The sequence below is a fragment of the Chitinophaga sp. RAB17 genome (assembly GCF_052114225.1).
Lineage (GTDB): Bacteria > Bacteroidota > Bacteroidia > Chitinophagales > Chitinophagaceae > Chitinophaga.
In genome coordinates this window covers 283,158-301,699 of record NZ_JBFREI010000002.1, presented here as the reverse complement: position 1 = coordinate 301,699, position 18,542 = coordinate 283,158, and the positions used below count along the sequence as shown (strand labels likewise).

The 18,542-nt window shown below is 43.4% G+C and carries 16 protein-coding genes; 5 read left to right on the top strand and 11 right to left on the bottom strand.

The window, feature by feature from the left end:
- Positions 1-421: 421 nt before the first annotated feature.
- Both AB4Z08_RS07215 and AB4Z08_RS07210 read right to left on the bottom strand, forming a co-directional pair.
- Entirely contained in the window at positions 422-1,111 is a 690-nt protein-coding gene (locus tag AB4Z08_RS07215) for a hypothetical protein (RefSeq protein WP_441573056.1), read from the bottom strand.
- Positions 1,112-1,364: 253 nt separating this feature from the next.
- Positions 1,365-3,731: an efflux RND transporter permease subunit gene (locus AB4Z08_RS07210; RefSeq protein ID WP_441573055.1), complete on the bottom strand. Its 2,367-nt coding sequence runs from the start codon at positions 3,729-3,731 to the stop codon at positions 1,365-1,367.
- Positions 3,732-3,978: 247 nt separating this feature from the next.
- Between AB4Z08_RS07210 and recO the strand changes: the two genes are divergently transcribed.
- Positions 3,979-4,716 carry a DNA repair protein RecO gene (recO, locus tag AB4Z08_RS07205; protein WP_441573054.1) on the top strand — a complete coding sequence of 246 codons (738 nt, stop codon included), beginning with the start codon at positions 3,979-3,981 and terminating at the stop codon, positions 4,714-4,716.
- On the opposite strand, the gene AB4Z08_RS07200 is transcribed toward recO, so the two are convergent.
- The 4 genes from AB4Z08_RS07200 to rsfS all read right to left on the bottom strand — a co-directional run bounded on the left by AB4Z08_RS07200 (position 4,681) and on the right by rsfS (position 8,774).
- Entirely contained in the window at positions 4,681-5,499 is an 819-nt protein-coding gene (locus AB4Z08_RS07200) for a UDP-2,3-diacylglucosamine diphosphatase (RefSeq protein ID WP_441573053.1), read from the bottom strand. The two genes, recO and AB4Z08_RS07200, sit on opposite strands and share 36 nt — an antisense overlap.
- A 119-nt stretch (positions 5,500-5,618) precedes the next feature.
- Entirely contained in the window at positions 5,619-6,254 is a 636-nt protein-coding gene (locus AB4Z08_RS07195; RefSeq protein WP_441573052.1) for a LutC/YkgG family protein, read from the bottom strand.
- A gap of 8 nt (positions 6,255-6,262) precedes the next feature.
- Entirely contained in the window at positions 6,263-8,293 is a 2,031-nt protein-coding gene (gene ftsH / locus AB4Z08_RS07190; RefSeq protein ID WP_441573051.1) for an ATP-dependent zinc metalloprotease FtsH, read from the bottom strand.
- A gap of 76 nt (positions 8,294-8,369) precedes the next feature.
- The gene (rsfS, locus tag AB4Z08_RS07185; RefSeq protein ID WP_441573050.1) at positions 8,370-8,774 is read right to left on the bottom strand and encodes a ribosome silencing factor; all 405 of its coding nucleotides are present in this window, start codon (positions 8,772-8,774) and stop codon (positions 8,370-8,372) included.
- A 114-nt stretch (positions 8,775-8,888) separates the two neighbouring features.
- Between rsfS and AB4Z08_RS07180 the strand changes: the two genes are divergently transcribed.
- Positions 8,889-9,677 carry a biotin--[acetyl-CoA-carboxylase] ligase gene (locus AB4Z08_RS07180; RefSeq protein ID WP_441573049.1) on the top strand — a complete coding sequence of 263 codons (789 nt, stop codon included), beginning with the start codon at positions 8,889-8,891 and terminating at the stop codon, positions 9,675-9,677.
- A gap of 57 nt (positions 9,678-9,734) precedes the next feature.
- On the opposite strand, the gene AB4Z08_RS07175 is transcribed toward AB4Z08_RS07180, so the two are convergent.
- Entirely contained in the window at positions 9,735-11,222 is a 1,488-nt protein-coding gene (locus AB4Z08_RS07175) for a glycosyltransferase family 39 protein (protein ID WP_441573048.1), read from the bottom strand.
- 421 nt (positions 11,223-11,643) lie between these two features.
- Between AB4Z08_RS07175 and AB4Z08_RS07170 the strand changes: the two genes are divergently transcribed.
- The gene (locus tag AB4Z08_RS07170) at positions 11,644-12,582 is read left to right on the top strand and encodes an AraC family transcriptional regulator (protein WP_441573047.1); all 939 of its coding nucleotides are present in this window, start codon (positions 11,644-11,646) and stop codon (positions 12,580-12,582) included.
- 90 nt (positions 12,583-12,672) lie between these two features.
- Positions 12,673-13,665, top strand: coding sequence for an aldo/keto reductase (locus AB4Z08_RS07165; RefSeq protein ID WP_441573046.1), 993 nt, complete (start codon positions 12,673-12,675; stop codon positions 13,663-13,665).
- Between the two features lie 124 nt (positions 13,666-13,789).
- On the opposite strand, the gene AB4Z08_RS07160 is transcribed toward AB4Z08_RS07165, so the two are convergent.
- The 4 genes from AB4Z08_RS07160 to AB4Z08_RS07145 all read right to left on the bottom strand — a co-directional run bounded on the left by AB4Z08_RS07160 (position 13,790) and on the right by AB4Z08_RS07145 (position 16,504).
- Positions 13,790-14,128: a translation initiation factor gene (locus AB4Z08_RS07160; protein ID WP_441573045.1), complete on the bottom strand. Its 339-nt coding sequence runs from the start codon at positions 14,126-14,128 to the stop codon at positions 13,790-13,792.
- A 20-nt stretch (positions 14,129-14,148) separates the two neighbouring features.
- Positions 14,149-15,030 (bottom strand): diacylglycerol/lipid kinase family protein, encoded by an 882-nt coding sequence (locus tag AB4Z08_RS07155; protein ID WP_441573044.1) that lies wholly within the window; start codon positions 15,028-15,030, stop codon positions 14,149-14,151.
- 10 nt (positions 15,031-15,040) lie between these two features.
- The gene (nadC, locus tag AB4Z08_RS07150; protein WP_441573043.1) at positions 15,041-15,892 is read right to left on the bottom strand and encodes a carboxylating nicotinate-nucleotide diphosphorylase; all 852 of its coding nucleotides are present in this window, start codon (positions 15,890-15,892) and stop codon (positions 15,041-15,043) included.
- A gap of 198 nt (positions 15,893-16,090) precedes the next feature.
- Positions 16,091-16,504, bottom strand: a complete 414-nt coding sequence (locus AB4Z08_RS07145) for a DUF4783 domain-containing protein (RefSeq protein ID WP_441573042.1) — start codon at positions 16,502-16,504, stop codon at positions 16,091-16,093.
- A 292-nt stretch (positions 16,505-16,796) separates the two neighbouring features.
- Between AB4Z08_RS07145 and gpmI the strand changes: the two genes are divergently transcribed.
- Entirely contained in the window at positions 16,797-18,320 is a 1,524-nt protein-coding gene (gene gpmI / locus AB4Z08_RS07140; RefSeq protein WP_441573041.1) for a 2,3-bisphosphoglycerate-independent phosphoglycerate mutase, read from the top strand.
- Positions 18,321-18,542 lie beyond the last annotated feature (222 nt).

The following is an 18,542-nucleotide window of genomic DNA, read 5'->3' as shown; positions in this document are numbered from 1 at the left end:
GAGCCCTAATCATTTGGTTCCCGTTAAATCAGTTGAGTAAATTGTAAGCTGGATAACTTTAGTAGTGGAGAGCTGGCAAGCGTATTATATACTTTGACAATAACTAAAAGATTGACCTATTCCATTGCGATTTATTTAATAAATCAACATTAGAAGTGATCATCTTCTTCCTCATAAGCAGTTTCCTTAGCAAATTTTCAACCAGCTTCAAATATAATAATTCTTAACAAAAAATTAAGCTAGAAAAGTTGCTGATAACATTTGGATAACACTTTTTTAACGTTTTATTAACTTATTTATAATTAATATAATACGTAAGAGCATAAGAATAAACAAGCGGCAAGAATACCGCCTGTACTCATCAACCAAAATCTAAATCGAGATTAATGTTGCCCCGCATAAAGCGGGGCTAATTATTTTATCAGGAAAGGGTAAGCGGGTATATTTTTAATAACTCCAGCAGTACCATAAACAGGTCATCATTACGATGATTAAACCGGTATTCACACTCTTTCAGGTGCAAATAGGCGGTGTTACGGTTCAACCCTTTAAACTTGGCTAGCCGGTGCTTTGTTAAGCCCCAGAAAGCATCTACATCGTCCATTTGGTGTGTTTCCGAAGTTTGCCCCAATCGGTACAAGCGGTATTGACCTAAATCCACCAAACCGTTAAACCTGCGCAAACGTTCTGCTGCACCCTGGGTTTCCAATACGGAACGACCACGTGTGGCAGCATGAATCATGGAGCGGCTTACATCTGGGAGAATTTCGGTGTGCAACCTGTCTGAGGATCTGCAGATGCCGAAGATTACCGGCTTTACAATCCGGTCTACTTCCGGCTTTACGGCCACCAGCGTGTCGCTGTCGTGGTCCGGGGTTAGGTCACTGGGTCTGCTGTCGTAGGTTAACACGGGAACAGGCGCAGGATGCTGCGTCTCACAGTAGCGTGCAATCTGGTGTCTTAGCTTTTTCAGGTAGCTATTAATAGTTACCCTGCTGACACCGCTGATATTGGCTATCTGGGTCGCAGTAAGATCATCGGCAAACAGCCGCAGGATCTCCTTAAATTTGCGCTCGGATAAATGAGCGCCCTTTAAGTACTTATTTTTCATGAACTATGTGTTAGAATGGCATTATAAACCTCATACTTTTTCATTATAATATGCCATCCTTTTTTACAAGCGGTGAAAAGGGTATTTGAATGCTGTCCACTAGATTATTTCAGGTCGATTATTTGTCCATTTTAGCTAAATGTTTAGCAGCGACTGCGAAAAGTAGCCTATAAAAACACATCGGGGGCGAACAGCTGCAGTCAAAACTGCATCCATTCGCCCCCGATAGAGACTATTTTCATACTAAAAAAGACTATTCTTTATCGCTGATCCCCAGCTGCTCAATATCGATATCTTCCTCTTCATCCAGCGCTTTCCATAACTCCTTCTTCTTAGCCTTCTTCAATAATGCCTTTTCCATCCACAACAGCAAAGCCGGCAAGATCGTCAGATTCGTAATCATAGCCACTACCAGCGTAAGAGAAGTTAACCAGCCCAGGGCCTTTGTACCTCCAAACCCGGAGAAACTAAAGATCATAAAACCAGCAAACAGGATTGCAGAAGTATAAATGATACTCAACCCTGTTTCATGAATCGTTTGCTTTACAGTAGCACTGATATCAAAATCATGACGCGGTAACTCCTGTTTGAAATTTACCAGGAAACGTATTGTAACATCAATGGCTATACCAAGCGCTACACTAAACACCAATACAGTAGATGGCTTCAATGGCACGCCTACCCAACCCATCACACCTGCAGTTACTACCAGCGGAATCACATTCGGGATCAAAGATATGATCAGCATCCTCCAGGAACGGAACAGATACAACATGCACAGCATAATCAATATAAAAGCCAGCACAATACTTTCCATCAACCCGTTAATGATAAACCGGGTACCTTCCTGGAATATAACACTGGTACCGGTAAAGGTAACCTTGTAATGAGCTGTATCAAAAATAGCCGTTACCTTAGGCTGTAACGAATCCAGCAATACCGGTAACTTCTGGGAACCCACGTCCTTCATATTCACACTCAGTCTCGCTACCTGCTTGGTACTATCCATAAAGGAAGATACCAGCTTTGAGAAAGTAGAAGCAGGGCCAGTGGCATTGCTTCCCTTCATTCGCAGATAAGGCGCCAGAAAGCCCAGATCAAACTGGTTAGGCACCGCAAAATTGGAGCTATCCCCGTTATAGTAAGCCTGCTTCGCAAATTTAATACCTTCCACTACGGACAACGGACGGCCAAAATCAGGCTGTGCGGAAATCAACTGTGTCAGTTCATCCAGCTTGTTCAACGTTTGCAGATTGATGACCCCGTTTTTCTTTTTGGTATCCACGGCTATTTCCAGTGGCATCACCCCCTTGAAATTAGTTTCCAGGAACTTCAGATCCAGGTACAATTTATCAGTATGCGGAATATCATCCAGCATATAGCCCACAGATTGCAGACGCCCCATCCCTACAATAGCCAGTACTACCAGCACAGCACTTACTGCGTATACCCATGACCGGTACTGGAATACCAGTTTGGTCAGGAAATTCAGAATAGCACCAAAGAAACGGTTATCCAGGTAGGTAGTATGTTTGCTCTTCGGTGCAGGTAAATAACTCAGTACAGAAGGCAGGAAAATGAAAGAGATCAGGAAGATGAACATAATATTCAATCCGGCAACTACACCAAACTCTTTCAGGATAGCACTATTGGTAAAACAAAACACACCAAAACCAATGGCAGCCGTCAGGTTGGTAAACAAAGTTACAATACCCATCCTTTGTATCATATGCACCAATGCCCTTGTTTTATTGGCATCCTTGGCATATTCGGTATGATACTTACTCAGGAAATATACACAATTGGGAATCCCTATTACCACTATCAGTGATGGAATTAAGCCCGTCAGCAATGTAATTTTATAGCCCATCAGCACGATAGTACCCACAGACCAGATCACTCCAATGGCAACCACAATCATGGACATCAGTACGGCGCCAAAGGAACGGAAGAACAGGAATAAGATCAACCCTGTCAGGAGAAATGATATTTTGAGAAACAGCTTCAGTTCGTCTGCCACCTTAACGGCCATGGCCGTACGAATTAGTGGCAACCCGCTCAAATGCACTTCTGTATGTTGCTTCTCCTGGAAAGCTATTGCCAGCTTGGTTATTTCTTTTACTACTGCCGTACGTTTAGGCGAATTAAATACATCCTTATTCACATAAATAGCCATCAGGTAGGCATGTGTATCCGGATTGTATAAAAGGCCTTTGTAAAACAGGAGTGTGTTAAATACTTTTGATAAACTATCAATGACTACCTGGTTTGTCAGATCGCCCTTGAAAAGTAAATTGGCTTCCAGCTTCTGTGTACTGTCGTTCTTCACCAGGTTTACCGCCATGGGCACACTCATAATGTTTTCTACGGCAAAAACATTTTTCATGTCCTTGTTCAGCTGAACATAGTCCTTAAAAAAATCTGCCTGGAAAAATTTATCTGTTTGCACAGCGAGCATGAGCACATTACCATCTGCTCCAAATTTCTTCTTAAACTCCTGGTACTCAAGAAACTTTGGATTATCATGCGGTATAGTGGCCACATAGTCATAAGACATTTGAACCTTACTGGCAAAATAACCCATCACGCCGGTACCGGCAAGCAGTAGAACAAGAAGCAATAATCGATATTTTAGCACAAAGCCGGCTAAACGTTGCCACATAAGGATTTCCTTTTTAGTAATGGGCGTAAAGGTAATTAAAATAGCTATTAGCTGTTAGCGAACAGCGATGAGCTGTCTGGTTTTGGCTACCAGCTGCCAGCTTTTTGCCTTTACCTGTAAATCAATGGCCTGCATGTTCCTTATCGCGGTTTGTATTAACTTGCAATTCTGTTTCTATCACAAAATGCTAACAGCTAACAGCTAAATGCTTCACAAAACACGCGGCATAGTATTACGCACCGTCAAGTATGGAGATACGAGCCTGATCGTGAATATATTCACTGAACTCTTTGGAGTACAATCGTACATTGTAAACGGCGCCCGATCTTCCAAGCCCAAAGCGGCTAAAGGGAATTTGCTACAACCAGGCAATATCCTGGAGCTGGTGGTGTACCACAATGAAATCAGGAATCTCCAGCGGATATCTGAATTCAAGCTGGCATATATCTACAATGCCGTACACCTGAATGTAGTAAAAAATACAGTGGCCCTCTACATTATAGAGTTGTTGCAAAAATGCCTGAAGCAACCGGAACAACAACTGGATCTTTATTATTTCACGGAGAACACCTTGCAGCTACTGGACGTATCTGCGTTACCGGTAGTCGCTAATCTTCCATTATATTTTACACTGAAAGTAGGGGAGCAGCTGGGTTTCCGGCTAAATGGCCGCTTCTCTGAATACACGCCCTACCTGGATTTACAGGAAGGCACTTTTTCTGATTTACCGCCACATCACAGCGATCACCTGGATGCGCATAGCAGTGAACTAACCGATCAGTTGTTCCAGTGTACGGAAGTACAGCACCTGGCGGCAATCACGATGAATAAAGAAAGAAGAAGGAAATTGCTGTATGCGTATCTGGATTTTTTTCGGTTGCACTTACCTGATTTTACAGAGATGCACTCACCGCCTATCCTGCACGAGATTCTGGATGCCTGATCTGGCAGCCTTTTCACCAGCTTCGGTAAAAAACTTCAGCGCTACCTCATTGCCATCATAAACAGCATAGGAAAAATAGTTGAGCCAGTCGCCCAGATTAATATAGCGACTACCTTCGGATAGTTGAATATTGAGGGGCAGATGTCTGTGCCCATATATGAAGTAATCGAAGTGTTCTTTTTGCAATATTTCTTTACTGTAAATGGCCAGCCATTCATTTTCTGTACCTAAGAAATGTTCCAGTTCCTGCCCGGTAGCAGACCGGCTTTTACGGCTGAAGTAGTTAGCGAGGGCTATTCCCCAGGCGGGATGAATCGCAGAAAACATCCAGCGGCAAAACGGATTTCTAAATACTTTTTTCAGCATCTTATAACCATGGTCACCTGGCCCTAAACCATCACCATGGCCAATATAAAAACGTTTTCCACCAATGGTATAGGTTTGTGGTTCGTAGTAAACCGGGATATTCAGTTCTTCTTCAAAATATCCATTCATCCACATATCATGGTTTCCGATAAATACAGAAATGCCAATGCCCTTATCGCTTAAAGCAGCCAGCTTGCCCAGTATACGGGTGTAGCCTTTAGGGATGACATGCTTGTATTCAAACCAGAAGTCAAAAATATCACCTACCAGGAAAATATGTTGTGCATCAGGTTCTATCTGGTCGAGCCATTGCAGGAGCAACTTTTCGCGCTCCCTGCTGGCAGCAGCATTGGGAGCACCCAGATGAAAATCAGAGGCAAAATATACTTTCTTATTGTGCGGTAAGTGGATATCCATTGCTTTAAAACTTTTAGCTTTTAGCGGTTAGCTTTTAGTAAATGCAGCGAAGATCAACATAACATCATCTTCGCTGCATTTACTAAAAGCTAACCGCTAAAAGCTAAAGGCTGTTTTTATTATTCGTCTACTAAAAATACATACACTTCTTTGGGACCATGAATCCCTACTACCAACGTTTTTTCGATATCTGCGGTACGACTGGGTCCTGTTGCAAAGGATATTGCTGAGGGGAGATCGTTACCATACTTATCTTTCAGCTTATTCAACGCATCCTTCAGGTCAAATACCAATTGGTGCGTATAGGCGATCATGATATGTACAGGCGCATATACCGGCAATGCTCTGCCGCTGGGTTGTGCTGCACTCAGCACCACTGTTCCGGTGCGGGCTACCAGGTACTCACAATCTGTGATGGCAGCATCAGCTTCGTGCATGGAGCCCTGATTAAGGGTGGGTAATTCTTCCTGGTGAATTATTTTCAGCAGGGCAGGAGTTTGACAGAAAACGTTGTGCCACTCTTTGTTTTCACAAAGTGCGCGCAAACTATCCATCAACTCACCTTTTCCTGTACAGAAAACAAATTTTCCTTGTAATCTGGTAAATTCTTCTGCAAACTTTAATTCCAGGCTCTCATTCTCGGTTCTGAAAACAGACGAGTTGCCCTCCGAATTGGGGAAGGGCAACTGTACTGACTGACTTAACGCATTCCGTACTCTTTTCAGAATATTTTCCTTAGCAGGAGAAATCTTCATATCACTATTTACGCATTAGCTGGTGATGGAGAAGGGTTGATGATATCTGACGGATGAACACCATCAGTAGTCATACCTTCTTTATTCAGTAAATGTTCTCTGTGAACGTCATAAGGACGTTTACCGATCAGTCTTTCCAGGTCGGCCTGGTATAAAACTTCTTTCTTCAACAGTTCCTGCGCCAGTACTTTCACCTGATCCATCTTTTCAGTCAGCAGGTCTTTAGTTCTGATGTAAGCAGTTGCAATCAGTTTCCTTACTTCATCATCAATCATCTTGGATGTTTCTTCAGAGTAAGGCTTGGTAAAGGATTGCTCGCTGTTGGGATCGTAGAAAGATACATTTCCTACTTTATCGTTCATACCGTAAACGGTTACCATTGCATAGGCCATACGGGTAATTACCTGCAGGTCATTTTGTGCACCGGTAGAAATTTTACCGAATACCAGTTCCTCTACTGCACGTCCACCGAGGGTCATACAGATATCATCGAGCAGCTGTTCGGTATTGTATAAATATTGTTCTTTAGGAAGATATTGCGCATAACCGAGTGCCGCAACACCACGGGGAACGATCGTTACTTTCACCAGTGGATTAGCGTGTTCCAGGTGCCAGCCGCAGATAGCGTGACCAGCTTCATGGTAAGCAATGACTTCTTTTTCTTCCGGAGAGATGATTTTATTCTTCTTTTCCAGACCACCAATAACACGGTCAATGGCATCATTGAAGTCATCCATTTCCACCTGTGTTTTGCCTTTACGGGCAGCAATCAGGGCGGCTTCGTTACATACGTTGGCAATATCAGCACCGGCAAAACCTGGTGTCATGGAAGCCAGCTTCTTCACATCGAGGATAGGAGAAGTTTTGATAGGCTTTAAATGCACTTCAAAAATGGTTTCCCTTCCTGCCAGATCCGGCTTATCGATAGAGATCTGACGATCAAAACGACCCGGACGTAATAAGGCACTATCCAGTACATCCGGGCGGTTAGTGGCCGCCAGGATAATGATACCGCTGTCAGTTCCGAAACCATCCATTTCCACCAGCAACTGGTTCAGTGTATTTTCACGCTCATCGTTGCTCATCATCACATTCTTGCCTCTTGCACGACCAATCGCATCAATTTCATCGATAAAGATGATGCATGGTGCTTTTTCGCGGGCTTGTTTAAACAAGTCACGTACACGGCTCGCACCTACCCCTACAAACAGTTCCACAAAGTCGGAACCGGACATAGAGAAGAAAGGAACCTGTGCTTCACCTGCCATGGCTTTAGCCAACAGGGTTTTACCAGTTCCCGGAGGACCTACCAGCAAAGCACCTTTAGGGATTTTACCTCCCAGGGCAGTATATTTTTTAGGATTTTTCAGAAAATCCACAATTTCCATTACTTCTACCTTGGCTTCGTCCAAACCAGCTACATCGTTGAATGTGATATTCACACGGGTACCTTTATCGAACAAAGTAGCTTTGGATTTACCAATATTGAAGATGCCACCAGGACCGCCACTACCACCGGCAGGGCCACCCATCTTACGCATCAGCAATATCCACAAACCAATGATCAGAATGATAGGTAATAACAATTGGAAGATAGGCTCAAACCAGCTTTGACGCTCATCATAAGAGATCTTAACCTGGTTTTCTACCGGAACACCTTCCTGTGCCTTATCGATATCTTTCTTGAAACTTTCTTCACTACCTATCGTAAAACGGTAATGAGGACCGGGATTATCGCCACCAAATCTACTCTTGTTAACAGGATTAAACTTAGCTTGTTTTAAAGAGTCTGCTTTTATGTAGACCTCTACATATTTTTTATTTACGACAACCAGCTTATCAACATCTCCTGGTTTCAGATACTCGATCTGAAATTCCTGGAAACTGATCTCTTTGGTTGAGGATTTAAAATCACCAAAAATGTTCATTGCCAGCAGGGCAACGCCAATAAAGGCATATACCCAGTATATATTGAACTTCGGTCCTTTCTTAGGTGATTTCTCTGAACCCTTGTTGAAGTTATTGCCTCCTTTTTCCATAATCTTACGCTCCTTTACGGATGTTTATTGCAATCAGAATAATATAAATAATTAAATTCTAAAACAACTGTTTAGTCTAGTCTTCGATGTGGTCCATTCTATCAGCATCACTCCACATTTCCTCAAGATTATAGAATCTCCGGTTCTCTGGCTGGAAAATATGTACAACAACATTCACATAATCCACCAAAACCCAGTTTTGTGAACTAAATCCTTCGTGCTTATACGGTTCCTCTGATGTATGCTTCTCCACCTCATCTGACACATAATCAGCAATGGCTTTCACCTGGGTGCCCGAATTGGCTTCACATATGATAAAGAAATCGGCCACGGCTTCAGGAATCTGGCGTAGATCCAGGGATACGATATTTTCCCCCTTCTTATCCTGTATGGCCTTTATGATGGTGGTAAAAATTTCACTTTCTCTGGTCAGGCGTAACTGCGCCTTCTTTCTCGTGCTCAGAACGGTTAAGGGTGCCAATAAATCTCGTTTTTGTTAAAAATAATCTTTAATTGTCAAAGTTACTAAACAAGCAGTAATATAAGATGTTTAATCTCATCTGCGGGCCTCCTGAAATGTTAATTAAATAATAAAATGAATTACTTTTCGGGCCAGATATACAGACTAAAAAAGATTCATGTGATAGGACACCCGTTTCATGTATTAGACGAAATAGACAGCACCAATAACTATGCCATGGAGCAGGTAAATTCCGGGCAGGTGACATCTGGTACTGCCTGGTTTACCAGCAACCAAACTGCCGGAAAAGGTACCCGCGGGAAACAATGGCTGGCCCAACCCGGCGACATCTGTGCACTCAGCGTTGCCCTCCAACCGGCTATGCTACCGCTTTCGCGCCAGTTTATGCTCAGCATTTCGGTAGCACTGGCTACCGCCGATTTCTTTGCTTCCTATGCCGGAGACGAAACCACCATCAAGTGGCCAAACGATATTTATTGGCGTGACAGAAAGGCAGTAGGCATGTTGATAGAGAATGTACTACGCGGAAATATGTGGCAATATGCCATTATCGGCATCGGGCTCAACATTAACCAGGCTGCTTTCCCTCCTGAGTTGCCCAATGCTGTTTCCCTGAGACAGATCACCGGCAAAACCCGGGACACCTCCAGCGTGGCAAAGGAACTCTGTACTTTCCTGGACAAAAGAATCCGGGAATTACAGCCTGCCAGCTACGAAGCCCTCCTCCAGGAATATACCAGCAGGCTTTTCCGCTGGCAACAGCCAGCCCTGTACCGTAAAGACGGGGAAATTTTTGAAGGCATTATCAGGGACGTATTGCCCGATGGACATCTTTGCCTGGAGAAAAATGGAGAAATATTGCAACTAGGATTTGGCGAGATAGAGTTTATCCTCAACCGGTAATATATAGACAAAAGCGGCAGCCGCCAGCCAAAGCCTGGAGGCTGCCCTCTAAAACGTCTACTTTCCTGTATATTCCTGCTGCTTTTCCAGTAGTACCTTGTGCAATGCCTGTGGCAACACCGGCGACAAATCAGATAAGAGGTAGACATCCGCTCCATAACCGTACTCGCGGGAAAGAGTATCCTGTAATGTGCCGGTTTGCACCACCCGGCCAATAAACTTCAGCGTTTCGCCCTGTGGCCGCTTGCCTATTTTAATAATGTAACGGATACTATCCATCCTGGGAAACCAGAAAACATAGTCTGCATCAAAAGATACCGCTAAAGGCATCTTTCCTTTATTATAATAGTTTAATGCACCCGCTTCTCCATAATTACTGGTAACTACCATAGTATACGGCTTATCCGCTTCCGGCACCTGCTGCCAGGCCTGTAAAGCCATTGCAGCCAGGCTATGCCAGCCCAGCATATCCGCAAAATCCTGGGGCAGCGGATGATCCTTTCCGTCCTCCCAGCGTAATAAGCCCAATGCCTTAAACTTGGCGGCCTTTTCACTGATCTGCGCCGGGCGTAGTACCGGAAAAACTGCATTTACCAGCAACGCGAAAGGGATAACGATGATCGCCACCCATAACACACGCAGATAGCGCGTCCAGTCGTGCGTAAAAATTCGTTCCCAGTATACGCTGCCAAAAGCCAGTAACACCGGATATAAGCCCAAAGAATAGTAGCTTTTTGCCCGCAGGTAGGTAAACATCAGCATGGTTAGCCCATACGCCAGCAGCACCACCCGGTAAGGACGAAAGGGTTTGTAGAAAAGTAATCCTATGAATGCTGCCACCACAATGAAAGCACCACCTATAAAGAAAATGAACTGATCTGTGATAAAAGCCATGCGACTTACATGTACCAGCTGGCTCTCACTCAGCTCCTTCATATGATGCAATACAGGCAATCCATGTTGCAGTTGCCATACTATGTTAGGCGAAATGATCACCAATGCAATCAATGCTCCTATATACAGGTATTTATTTTTGAATATTTGCCGGTGCGAAGACAATAATAAGCCACCTACCAGGCCTATCACCCCGAATATAATATTGTATTTATTCAGTATTCCAATGCCCGTAACAACCCCCATCCATAATAACCACTTATTTTGTTGGGTGTGCAGGAATTGTAATAAACACCAAAACAATAAGGTCCAGGCCAGAATTTCAAAAGAGTTGGGTTGGTACAACAAATTTATACGACTCATCCCCGAACAAATAAACACCAGGGCTGCCAGCACCTGCGCAAACCATCTGCCGCCCAGCATCTCCACCATTTTCCACACCAGCACCATGGTGAATACCCCATATAACGCAGGAAAAAATCTTACCCAGAAAAAGCCATTGCCCAACCATTGGATCAATAAAGAAGTAAAAGCGGTGAAAGGAGGTACCGACAAGTATCCAGCAGACAAATGATTAGCCAGGTCCAGATGAAGGTATTCATCCCGTTGTAAATCGTAGTAGGGAGTCAGTATTCCATACTGAAAACCCATTTTTACTATTATAATTAATAAAAGCAGCCAAAGGGATGTACGGCCACTGTGCTGTTGCGGGGCAATCGTTGATGTTATCATAAACAGGGACAAAAAATAGTCATCTCAAAAACGGAAATACTTGCCGGTAAGCAATGTATTTCCGTCGATAAATTATAAGTTTCTTGTTCGGTGGCATATGTGGCAGGCTGCTCTACATAGCAATCATCAGGGCTTGATGATAACAAGATTTTGGTTGATAAAGGCGTTAACAAATTGTGAAATTTTTTCTATTTAAGCAAAAATGAAATTGCAACTTAGTTTCATTTTATAAAAATAGTAAGACGCAGCAAGGATTTGCAGGCATTCTTTCTTTGTAAAACTTAACATTGACAGCGTAGGCAACAGGAGAATTTAATATGGAATTGCTTAAATTTGGAGTATGCCTACAAATAAAAATGCTTCCATTGGACTAAAAACGATTGACGACTTCAACGATGATGTTCTCTTGTATACAAGAAAAGAAATCGTACCTAAAGCACCTCTGCGTGGCAGTTTTGCCGTTCAGGAAAGGGTCAACTACCCTTGCCTGGATGAAGTCACCGCCAGCAGACGTGATTATTACAAAATAAGTTTCTTTAGTAAAGGCAGCGGCATCTTCACGATGGGGGAAGAACGCTACGAGATAGATGGTCCCACTTTACTTTTCATCAATCCGTTTGAAGTAAAAACATGGCGCTCTTCTTCAGAGGTACAGGAAGGTTATTTCTGCCTGTTTACTGACCTGTTGTTTGAATCACAGACAGGGCACCAGGAAAACCTGTTGCAACATCCGCTTTTGCAGCTGGGCGCCAAAGCAGTATTCAAATTAACCAATGAACAATCCGAATACCTGCAATCCATATTCAGACAACTATTAAGAGAATATAACGAAAATGCGGCCTTTAAACAGGAAGCTATTCTTATTTACCTGAAGTTGCTGATGCTGGAAGGCAAACGACTATCTTCCCAAACTCAGCAACCTAACCGGCAGCTTTCCGCAGCACAAATGCTGGCGCATCGTTTTACAGACAAACTGGAAAAACAGTTTCCAATTGAGTATAGTCATAACCAGGTGTCTCTCAAAACGGCTAAGGAATTTGCACAGGTATTAAATACACATCCCAATCACTTAAATGCTTCTGTAAAACAAGCTACCGGTCGTACAGTGAGTGAACATATTCGCCAACGTATGCTCCTGGAAGCTCGTTTATTATTGATGCATACCGACTGGCAGATTGCTGAGATTGCGTGGTGTCTTGGTTTTGAAGATCCGGGTAACTTCACTCACTTCTTTAAAAATCATAGCGGCGTATCTCCGCATGTATACCGGGTACATTAAAACCTTTGATATTAACAATTAATACTTTGCCTCTTACAACTGTAAGACCTGTACCTGCATGTACTTTTGTATCACTAAAAATTAATCAATATGCAGTACAGAAAACTAGGTAAAACAGGTGAATCTATATCCGCGATAGGGCTGGGTTGCATGGGCATGTCATTCGCTTACGGCAGCGGTCAGGATTTCAATGAATCCGAATCATTGGCCACATTGGAACTGGCACTGGATTTAGGTGTTAATTTCTGGGATACAGCAGATATGTATGGACAGGGTGCCAATGAAATTCTACTCTCAAAAATACTCGCTGCCAAAAGAGATAAAGTTTTCCTCGCTACCAAATTTGGATTCAAGTTTAAAGACGATGGATCCTACTATTTTGATGGCTCTCCAAAATACCTGAAACAGGCCTGTGAAGCAAGTTTGAAAAGACTGGGAGTAGACGTAATTGATCTTTATTACGCACATCGTATAGACGACACCGTGCCTGTAGAAGAAACTGTAGGTGCTATGGCCGAACTGGTGAAAGAAGGTAAGGTACGCTATCTTGGTTTATCAGAAGCAAGCGCCGCTTCTATCAGGAAAGCAAATGCAGTACATCCTATTGCAGCCCTGCAAACAGAATACTCATTGTTTACCCGCGATGTGGAAGGGGATATTTTAACCGCCACCCGTGAACTGGGCATCTCTCTGGTAGCCTACAGCCCACTGGGCAGAGGACTTTCCACCGGTGCTATCAATAATACCGATTCATTAAGCGATGGTGATTTCCGTAAAAACTTACCACGGTTTCAGGGAGAAAACTTTGAACAGAACTTACAAACCGTGACTGCACTGGAAGCTTTTGCAAAAGAGAAAGGTATTACAGCCGCTCAATTGTCACTCGCATGGCTGCTGGCACAAGGAGAAGACATTGTGCCCATTCCGGGAACCAAACGCAGAAAATATTTACAGGAAAATGCCGCCGCTGCTGATGTAAATTTATCAGCTGCAGATATAGCAGCCATTGAAAGCATTCTGCGTAACAATGCAGTAGCCGGCGCCCGCTATACTGAAGGCGGAATGCAACTGGTAAATAGATAGCGAACTAGCTATTAGCCATTAGCTTTTAGCTTTTAGCAAAATGCAGCGAAGAACATAGTTTACCTATGTCAATCTTCGCTGCATTTTGCTAAAAGCTAAAAGCTAATGGCTAATAGCTAAATCACTATTTCGTTTTCTTATAACCCCAATCCAGCAACCATTTCACCACTTTCTCTTTATAGTCGCCCTGGATAAGAATTTCACCGTCTTTTACGCTACCACCTGTACCGCATTTCGTTTTAAGTTCTTTTCCCAGTTTCTCTATGTCTTCGTCTTTACCGATAAAACCGGTAATCAGGGTTACTACTTTTCCTCCGCGTTGTTTTTTATCCAGTATTACTCTCAGGATCTGTTCTGCGGGAGCAAGTGTGTCTGTTACTTCTTCCGGCTCTGGTTCGAGTGAAAAGTTAGGATCGGTGGAATATACTATTCCGTGGCCTGGTGTATTTTTCTTTTTCGACATCTCTCTAAAATATTTAAAGGTTATTCGTTTACCACTACGTTAATAGCCTGTGATTGTATCCGTATACGTACCACTCCGTTTTCGGTGAGCGGTACGGCATCGCCGTCTACCTGCAGATATTGCAGCGCATTACTGCGAATGGTAATATCCTTACCTGTATAATGTTTTATGTAACGTGTATTATCGATGTTACCCATTAAGGAGAAAATACTTACGGGTAACAGGCTCAGAATACCCACTGGTGGCATAATACAAAGGTCCAGCTGTCCATCGAATACGCTGGCTTTAGGTGCCAGTTTAAATTCGTATCCAAACTGGTTCCCATTGGCTACGGTGAGCAGGAACGCTTTTGCCTGAAAGGATGATCCGTCAATATCAATATTGTATTCCGCAGGGTCGTAAGTGTTAAAACTTTTCAACACCAGTTTTGCATAACCTGATAAACCGCGTTTGGTATTGTGTCTGAACTGTTCAGCAATCAGGGCATCAAAGCCAACGCCGGCATTACTGAGGAACAGATGCTCATTGGCATAACCAACATCAATAGCGCGTTGTTTATTGTTGACGATGAGTTGCAAAGCTTTGTCTATGTTCAATGGAATTTTCAATGCACGCGCCAGGCCGTTTCCGCTGCCCAGTGGCAGTATCGCCATAGCGGTATTGCTGCCTATCAGGCCTTGTGAAATTTCGTTGATAGATCCATCGCCGCCAACGGCAACCACGATATCTACGCCATTTTGCACGGCTTCTCTCGCCAGGTCGGCACCATGGCCCAGATAAGCCAGGAATGCCGTACTCACTTCGTACCGGTCAGCCGGCAGGTGCTTGCTGATAGCATGCTCCAAACGCTTTTCACGATCAGTGCCCGCTTTGCGGTTGATGATAAATAGTATCTTCTTCAAAAAAACTGTTTTATAATATAATCGCCTTCAGGCTCAGATCCAGGCTCACAGCGTGATGTATGATAGCGCCAACAGAAATATAATCAACGCCTGTTTGGGCATATGCTTCCAGCGTGTCTATCGTGATACCACCTGATGCTTCTGTTTCAAAGCGGCCGTTGATGAGTTCCAATGCAGTAACAATATCAGCAGGCGCAAAGTTGTCGAGCATGATCCTATCTATCTGTCCTACTGCCAGCACCTCCTTCACATCATCCAGGTTACGTGTTTCCACCTCAATTTTCAGCGGTAACTGATGTTCTTTCAGATAGGCTATAGTCTTGGTGATAGCAGCTGTAATACCACCGGAAAAATCAATATGATTATCTTTCAGCATAACCATATCATACAATCCTATGCGGTGATTAACGCCGCCACCTATACGAACGGCCTCCTTCTCCAGCATCCTGAAGTTAGGTGTGGTTTTACGGGTATCCAGTATACGGGTATGATATCCTTTCAGTTTTGTTACATACTGATTGGTTAAGGTAGCAATACCGCTCATGCGTTGCATGCAGTTCAGCACCAGTCTTTCGCCCATCAGCAGGGTATGCACCGCAGCTTCTACTTCAAAGGCTATTTCACCGGCTTTCATGGCATCACCGTCTTTTTTATGTGGAGTGAATACGGTGAACATATCCAGCCATTTAAAAATGGCTTCGGCTACTTCCATGCCGGCCAGGATGCCATCTTCTTTAATCTTGAGTACCGCCTTTCCTTTCGCGGTAGGCGGAATACACGCCATCGTGGAATGATCTCCGCTTCCTATATCTTCTGCCAGTGCGCTTCTGATAAACGCATTCAGCGCTGCTTCGTCTAACATAATTGAATAATTTTCAATTACGAATTCCGAATTACGGATTACGGATTTGTGGGAGAAGGATATAAAATCTCCCCACAAATCCGTAATCCGTAATTCGTAATTCGTAATTACCGCGTGAAAGATATGTCAAAAATAAAAAGTGCCCCGCAATAAATTGCGGGGCACCGGGGGTTTTTCAATTAATTTATATTGGTATACTTATTTACTCTCAAATCTTAATTCATTCAGTACCATTGTTCCACCTTTCTTCTGCAGGAAGAAAGAAACCCTGAAAGTACCATTACCAGTCACCATAGTACCAATACCAAAGCGGGAATTATCTCCACCCTGATGTACCAGCTCAAATGATTTAACCTGGTTTTTAGAGAAGAAATCCTTTAAAATAATCTCCGCCTGTGCTTTGCTATAGGAATTTGACTTTCCTGAAATATTGATCTCCACAGTATTGTCAAGGTAACGGGATAAGCCGCTAACATCGCCTTGCTTTAATGCCGCCACTACATCTTCAAATGGGCCGGCAACTGTGATACTAATTGACCTGGCCGACAGTGTAAGCGACGTAAAAACACCTCCCAACAACATAATCCCCAGCACAATCAATAGCTTCTTCATTGTCAGTTATTTTATTAAAAATGTGATTTTTCTAACTCAAATTAAAAGCGAAAACTATGCCAAACACCCTGCAAATCAACAAAATCACATTATCGTGGTAGCTATTAACGGCTAAGTAATAACAGTAAGATAATATGTGTTTCATTTTAAATAAATAGAATATAAAATTTAAGCAACCAGGGTCATGAGGGTTAATTTTTTGATAAGCGTTATTTTTGCAAAATATTTAAACCCTTTATAAGTACTTTCACCGTCTTGAGTGAATTTATATTAAACTATAACCAGATAGGATATGGAAAAGAAAAGAGCCATTCTCGTAATTATGGACGGATGGGGCGAAGGTAAAGTTCCTACAGCCGATGCCATTGCACATGCAAAAACCCCTTTTGTAAGCAGTTTATACAAACAGTACCCACACAGTCACCTCATCACCTGCGGAGAAGCTGTGGGTCTTCCTGATGGACAAATGGGCAACTCTGAAGTAGGCCATCTGAACATCGGCGCCGGCAGAATAGTGTACCAGGAACTGCAACGCATCAACGTAGCCATCAGAGATGGAGAACTGGCTGCCAATCCTATATTACTGGATACACTGGCTCATGCTAAAAACAATGATAAAGCGCTTCACCTGATAGGATTGGTAAGTGATGGTGGCGTACACTCACATATTGCCCACCTGAAAGCACTGACCAACATTGCCAAAGCACATGGCCTGGAAAAAGTATATATCCACGCCTTTACAGATGGTCGTGATACTGATCCCAGAAGTGGATTAGGTTTCCTCGAAGATCTTTCTGCTCACCTGGAAACATCTACCGGCAAAATTGCTACCGTAACAGGCCGTTATTATGCCATGGACCGCGACAAGCGCTGGGAGCGCGTGAAGCTGGCCTATGATGCCATGGTACATGGAATAGGTACTCCTACTCATGACCTGTTAACTGCCGTGAAAGCATCTTATGCAGAAGGCGTAACAGATGAATTCATTAAGCCGATTATTGCAACAGATGCGCAGGAAAAAGCGATAGGTACCATCAAGGAAGGCGATGCCGTACTTTGCTTCAACTTCCGTACAGATCGTTGCCGCGAAATATCTCAGGTGCTCACACAGGAAGCCATTCCCGACTTCGGTATGACGCCGCTGAATATCTACTATACTACCATGACAGATTACGACCGTACCTATAAAAATGTACACGTAATTTTCGAAAACGATAACCTGAACATGACGCTGGGTGAAGTGTTGGCTAAAGATGGCTGTACACAGATCCGTATTGCTGAAACAGAAAAATATCCGCACGTATCCTTCTTCTTTTCCGGAGGCCGTGAAACAGAATTCGAAGGTGAACGCCGGCTGATGGCAGCTTCTCCCAAAGTAGCCACCTACGACCTGAAACCAGAAATGAGCGCCAATGAACTGGCTGACCTGATTGTTCCTGAATTGCAGCAAAAATCAGCTGACTTTGTGGTTCTCAACTTCGCTAACGCGGACATGGTAGGACATACCGGTGTATTCGAAGCCGTTATTAAAGCAGTTGAAACCGTAGATCATTGCGTAGAACGTGTAGTGACCGCAGCTCTGGCCAGCGACTATACTGTTTTCCTCACCGCCGATCATGGTAACGCCGACTTTATGATCAATGCAGATGGTAGTCCTAATACCGCCCACTCATTGAACCTGGTTCCGTTCTTCATTATCAACAAAGACTTTCAGGGTCCCGTAAAAGATGGTAAGCTAGGTGACATTGCCCCTACCATCCTACATTTCATGGGATTACCTATTCCAAAGGAAATGACTGGCAACCTGCTGGTATAAACGCAGAAAGGTTTTTTCCCGGGATTATACTGATTTCTATTTTATAAGATCTGAAAGATTAGCGGAGATTGGCATGAATAACATCATGTTGGTCTCCGCTAATCTTTTTTTAATCTCCTATGTCCAAACGTGAAAAGAAATATAAAATCCCTGTTTATTTACCTGCACCTGTAACATTTAGTTTATGGCCCCCGTTTAATAGACGTTACCCTTAAAAAATTG